The 6356-nt window shown below is 64.5% G+C and carries 4 protein-coding genes; all 4 read right to left on the bottom strand.

Annotated elements, in window-relative coordinates:
• Positions 1-67: 67 nt before the first annotated feature.
• Positions 68-871, bottom strand: coding sequence for an alpha/beta fold hydrolase (locus tag NKI24_RS20280; RefSeq protein ID WP_352680920.1), 804 nt, complete (start codon positions 869-871; stop codon positions 68-70).
• Positions 872-1098: 227 nt separating this feature from the next.
• Entirely contained in the window at positions 1099-2886 is a 1788-nt protein-coding gene (locus NKI24_RS20285; RefSeq protein ID WP_352747792.1) for a tetratricopeptide repeat protein, read from the bottom strand.
• 143 nt (positions 2887-3029) lie between these two features.
• Positions 3030-4766, bottom strand: a complete 1737-nt coding sequence (leuA, locus tag NKI24_RS20290; RefSeq protein WP_352452905.1) for a 2-isopropylmalate synthase — start codon at positions 4764-4766, stop codon at positions 3030-3032.
• Positions 4767-5290: 524 nt separating this feature from the next.
• Positions 5291-6356: IS4 family transposase (locus NKI24_RS20295; protein ID WP_352747795.1), on the bottom strand; the 1066-nt coding region annotated here is incomplete at its 5' end.

Genomic DNA, 6356 nt, shown 5'->3' on the forward strand with positions numbered 1-6356 from the left:
ATCGATGAGCGGGCAAGGGTTCGCTGGAGCAGCACCAGCGCCGCCGCCGTGCCTGCGCGAAGACCGATCAGCTCGCCGCAGCGGCGAATCCCGGACGAAGCCGCCTGCTGCGGCGTCGCATATTGCGACGGACGGCCTCGACGACCAGGCCGGGCGCTTCCTCGACCAGCATATGGCCGGCTTCCAGCACGTGGTGCAGATGAAAATGCTTCGGCACGCCGTCCGCCTGGCTGACGGGCAGCACCGCGTCGTCGGTTCCCCAAACCACCATGACCGGCATGTTCAGCGTTTCCAGCCGTTCGCGCTGAATGACGCCTTGCCGATCATCCCTGGTCATGGCGGCTGCGAACTCGACAAGTGTCCGCGACTGGCCGGGACGCCGGCGCATCTCGTTGACGAGATCGACCCTATGCTGCAAGGGCCGGCTTTGCGGTCCCGACATGGCGGCAAGACAGGCGCGGATTTCATCCGTGCCGGCAGCGGCGGCGTAGCGACGCAGCAGCGGACCATTGATCTCAGGACCAAAACCGCCCGGCGACAGCAGCGTCAGCGAGGCCATCTTTTCAGGCTCGCTCAATGCCATCAGGGCGGCCACGGCGCCGCCCATCGAATGACCGACGAGATGAGCCCGCTTTATCCCGCGAGCGGAAAGATCGGCAAGGACGGCACTGGCTGCAATCCTGGCCGGACCGCCGCCCGGAAAATCGAGCGACAGCCCATGTCCCGGCAGATCATAGGCCAGGGTCCGCGCGCCGGGCGCCAGAGACTCGGCCACGTCGCGCCAGTCGTCGTGGCAGCCACCGAAACCATGCAGGAAGGCGATCGTTGTCGGGCCGGTGCCCCGTTCGGCAGCGTAAAGGGATGGGGTCATGCAAACTTTATGGCTTGGTGCCGGGATCAGTCAGGATGCCGGGGGCGGTCTTATGCGGATCAGTCTTTGCGGGAGGTCAGACTTATGCGGAGATCAGTCTTATGCGGGATCAGACCTATGTGGGATCAGATTGGCCGGTTCAAATTGTGTCTGAATTGCGCTTTGGCCGTCCGGATGGCCAGTAAAATCTTCGCGATCACCTGACGTCGTGCACGCGCCGGGAGACGTCAGCTGGCGCCGCCAAGGCCGGCGGCGCGCAGGGCTTCCACCAGCCGGTTGGTCAGATCGGCGGGATATCTTCGTTCGACGAAAGTTGCGCGCGGATCGGCTGCGAATTTCGGGAATTTGGCGGTCAGTTCCTGCAGCAGCCTGCTCGCCAGCTTCTCGCGGCCGGCAGCCTTGGCGCCGATCAGCCGCGCCGCCAGATAATGCGATTTAATTTCCGTCGTTCGCAAGCCGTCGCTGGCGAGCGTGGCCTTGTGAATGTCGCCCATCATGAACTCTCCGGCGAACAGCCCGTAATCCCACCATGTCGGATGGGCGCTGGCGATGTCCACCGCGTGAGCGATGATCGGGGTGCCCTCGCTGTACCTGCCGGCGAAAACCAGCCCGTAGCCATAGGCGGCTGCCATTGCGAGATCGTAGGGATTGAGCTCATAGGCCTTGCGCATCCAGCGGATCGATTCCGCGGAATCGCCCATGCGCGAATTGAGATAACCAAGGGCGCGGTGCGCGTAGGGGCTGGTCGGGCCCATCTGGATGGCGCGATGGGCAAACGTCATCGCTTTGTCGATCGTCGCGTCGGCGGGGTAGGGATAGTGGTCGGTGACCGCTTCGAGATGCAAGGAAGCGAGTTCCGAATAGACGAGCGACGACTTCGCCTCCCGGTTGGCAAGATCTTCGAGGCAGCGGTAAGCGGCTCCGTGCGTCTGGGCGTTCTGGTCGAGATAATATTTGCCGTTGAGCACCAGACACGCCGTCAGCCCGGTCTGGATGCCGCTCTGCTCGATGTAGTTGTAGATCGTGCCCGAGGCGGGAAGAGCCGAGCTCAAAATGCCGGAGATCTGGTCCTCGATGGCGGTGTTCGCGCTGTCGCCGGCGGTCAGGTTGCGTGAGAGCAGCACGCGGCCGGTCGCCACGCTTTGCAGCTCGAGCATGATGTCGCCGCTACGCGGCCCGGGCAGGACATCGAATACGAAGCTGGCGGCGTCGGTTACTGGATCGGGCGGGCTGTCGGCATCACGGCCGATGAAATTGATGGTATCGAAGCCGCTGAGGCCGGCGCGCAGCGATGCGGCGACACGGCGAGCCAGGTCGCTGTCGGCCTTGATGGCGATGTAGACCTGGGGGAGGTTTTCAACCGGAGGCGCTGCTATGCTGCCGGTCGCCACAGCGGTCTCGACCGCCGTGTCGCCGCCGGTCAGCAATACCACGCTGCCCTGGCGAAGGATCAGCACACCCAGCATGAGAATGACCAGCGCGATCGCCAGCCAGAAGAACTGCAAATGCCGCTGCAGCGAAGGTGCAGCAGGGGCGACGGCTGGAACGCTCAGCAATGCAGCCGGATGTGCCCGGTTGCGGGCATCTTCCGGCGAGCCGAGCGGGGCGGTCGCCGCCTCCTCTGTCGCCGGCTGCGGCTTGTTCTCTGCCTCAGCCTCTGCCGGCAAGCGAATGGCGTTGAGCTCGTAGGACGGAACATAGCCGCCGCGCGGAATGGCGATGCGGACCGGTTCGGCAACGCCCTCATTGGCGAAATACTGCTGCAGAAGCTCGCGCAGCCTGCCGGCCTGCACCCGCACCACCGCATCGGTCGACGGGTCGAAATCGCCGTCCTTGCCGAAAACGTCCATCGCTATGGAGAAGCCCTTGAGCCTATCGGCTTCGCCTGCCTGCTCGCGCTCGACGAGGTAGCGGAGCAGCTTGCGCGCGCGCTCGGATCGTCCGAACGTTTCGCTGGCAAGCAATCGCTCCAACGTTTCGCGCACTGCGGGGGCGGCAGGCGTGGTATGCTGCAAGTGTCGATCCCTTCGAATTCGGCACAGGTTGAGGTACAATCATATCGCGCTGGCGCCGCCATACAAGCATCTGCTTATGGTGCGATAGCGTACCCACCGGATAAAATTTCCGGTGGGCTGATGCGCGGGCCTGGCGGTCTCGGCTAGCCGCCCTTTCGGCCGACGATGCGGTTGGCCGCCGAAACCACGGCTTCGAGCGAGGCGGCGACGATGTTGGTGTTGATGCCGGCGCCGAACAGCTTGCCGCCCGGATGTTCCATCTCGACATAGGAAATGGCCGAGGCATTCGAGCCGCGCTGCATGGAATGCTCGGAATAATCCAGCACCGACATCGGCACCCCGACATGGCGCGACAGCGCATCGACGAAGCCGTCGATCGGGCCGGTGCCGGTGCCTGATATGGTCACCTCCTTGCCTTTGTCGAGGATCACCGCTTCGACCACGCGCCGGCCCTTGACCTCGGTGTCGGGATAGGTGTGGTGGTCGAGGAACTTCAGCCGCGCGCCGGGCTGGTCGACATAGGTGTCGAGAAAGCGCTCGTAGATGCGCCTGGCCGGCACCTCCTTGCCTTCGGCATCGGTGATCGCCTGGATGGCCTGGCTGAACTCGATCTGCAGGTTGCGCGGCAGGTTGAGGCCGTAATCCGCATGCAGCACATAGGCGATGCCGCCCTTGCCGGACTGCGAGTTGATGCGGATGATGGCTTCGTAGCTGCGGCCGACATCGGCCGGGTCGATCGGCAGATAGGGCACCTCCCAGTGCGGCGTGTTGGCCTTGCGCAGCGCCTTCATGCCCTTGTTGATGGCGTCCTGGTGCGAGCCGGAAAAGGCGGTGTAGACGAGCTCGCCGACATAGGGATGGCGCTCGGGGATCTTCAGCTGGTTGGAATATTCGTAGACGTCCTTCATGCGGTTGATGTCCGAGCAGTCGAGCCCGGGATCGACGCCTTGCGTGTACATGTTGAGCGCCAGCGTCACGATGTCGACATTGCCGGTGCGCTCGCCGTTGCCGAACAGCGTGCCTTCGACGCGGTCGGCGCCCGCCATCAGGCCGAGTTCGGTGGTGGCGATGCCGGTGCCGCGGTCATTGTGCGGATGCAGCGAGATCAACAGGTTCTCGCGGTTGTCGAGATTGCGGCACATCCATTCGATGCGGTCGGCGTAGATGTTGGGCGTCGACATCTCGACCGTGGAGGGCAGGTTGATGATCAGCTTGTTCTCCGCCGTCGGCTTGACGATCTCGGTGACCGCGTTGCAGATCTCCAGCGCCACTTCGAGCTCGGTGCCGGTAAAGCTCTCCGGCGAATATTCGAAACGGTAGCCGCCGCCGGCCTTGGCCGCCATGTCGGTGATCATCTTGGCCGCATCGGTGGCGATGCGCTTGATGCCGGCGACGTCCTTCTCGAAGACGACGCGGCGCTGCAATTCGCTGGTCGAGTTGTAGAAATGGACGATCGGGTTGGTGGCGCCCTTCAGCGCCTCGAAAGTGCGGGTGATCAGTTCCGGCCGGCACTGCACCAGCACCTGCAGCGAGACGTCAGCGGGCACGTTGCCCTGTTCGATGCACCAGCGGGCGAAATCGAAGTCGGTCTGCGAGGCCGACGGAAAGCCGATCTCGATCTCCTTGAAGCCCATGTCGAGCAGCAGGGCGAACATGCGCGCCTTGCGTTCCTGACCCATCGGATCGATCAGCGCCTGGTTGCCGTCGCGCAGGTCCACCGAGCACCAGATCGGCGCCTTGTCGATCACTTTCGAAGGCCAGGTGCGATCGGCAAGGCCGACGGTCGGATAGGGTTGGTATTTGCGGGCAGCGTCCGGCATGCCCCTGGCGGGCTTGGCGGTTTCCTCTACATTCAGACGGATATCTTCTCGTGCGTTCATCGTCTTTTCTCCCGGCGGCTCGCGGATCCAGCTTCAGGCGGATTGGTGGCGAGCGGCGCCTTTACCAGAATTTCGTTCGCTTGATGTGACGTGCCAATTTGTGACTGGCCAAGGAGCGTGCGCGTGAGCGGCGAATTCGACCGCCGGGCGCTCCTTCAGCGAACCCGGCGATCGCCGATAAGGCCGAGAAGCAGCAGGGTGGAGGCAAGCGCGCGAACGGTCTGGCCGGCAATGCCGGTCCGACGGGACGCAAAAGAGGTGGCGCGCGGGCTCATCGCGGATTTCATACAGGAGCGGGCAAAGCGAGGCAAGTGGGAGCCTCGCTGTCGCAGAAGCTGCCGATCCAGCCTCAAGACTTGCGTTCCTCGCCGTCGCGAAACGGGGGAGAGGTGGCTGTCCACGGGTCTTGCCTTCGGCAAGCCCAAGGACAGGCTCCGCGGCCGGAGAGGGGGCCTTCGTAGGGCGCAGTCCCCTCTCCGTCTCGGCTTCGCCGAGCCACCTCTCCCCATTTTCGTCTAGGCGATTCACACATTTCGAAGCGCCCATCCATGGGCGATGGACAGGAAGTGCTGCAATCCGTGTCGGAAGGTGATGGGTCCTGGGGCTTTGGACTTTGGATAGCCGTCCCAGCCGCCGAGTTTGGCGATAATCCAGGCGGCCCAAGCGAGGGATTGGGGGGCGTGGGGATTCTTCTGCAGGGCGGTTTTTCCCTCTAGTGTGGGCAGCAGGGCTTGAAGCGTGTCGATTTCGGCGTGGGTGAAGGCGATGGCGGCGTGTTGTGCGGATCGGCCGTCGCGGGCCTGGACGAGTTGCATGACGACACAGGCGGCTCGCGCGGCGATGGCGGTCAGTTTGACGAGCCGTTCGGCGGTCTCCAGTTGGCTGTCTTCCAGCTGAAGCCCCTGCTGTTTGAGGGTGCGGAAGAACTGCTCGATGGTCCAGCGCATGCGATACCAATCGACCATCCGCCAGGCCATGGCCGCGTCCTGGACGAGATGGGTGGTAAGCAGTCGCCACAGGATCGGCTCGGCGCCCTGCGGCGGGTCGATCTCGGTTACCTGCACCAAGCTCACGCTCACCGTCTTGGGCAGGCCCTCTTCAATCGTGTTGTCGGGGCGCACGACCTCGACCTGGGCAAAGCTCGCCACCAGCCGGGCCGTGCGCGCCGCCCGACCAGGCCGCGCGCGCAGCTCGACCATGGCCTCTCCGGCGGCCTGCAGCGGTGCGGTCGACAGCTTGCCGCCGCCCTGGATCCGGCGGTCGTGCATGGCGCGGGTCAGAATGTGGAAGCCGGGTTCGGGTACAAGCGCCCACTTGCTGTAGATGTCGCTCTCGCGGTCGCTCACCTCGGTCACCAGTGCAGCCGACTTCAACACCGGCTTGGCCGCCGCGGCCGTGCTCAACCAGCGCTCGGACTCCTTGTCGCACAGAGGCCGCTTGGCATGAGCAACCTCCACACGCCCCTCGCGCGTCCACACCCGGCCCGCCACCAGCCCCAGAACGCCGCCCGTCTCGGCATCGATGCCCAGCATCGCGTGCAGCAACACGCCACGGCCGCCGCCCTTGCCAATCTCGCCAAGGCCACGCCGA

The sequence above is a fragment of the Mesorhizobium sp. M0701 genome (assembly GCF_040320365.1).
Lineage (GTDB): Bacteria > Pseudomonadota > Alphaproteobacteria > Rhizobiales > Rhizobiaceae > Mesorhizobium.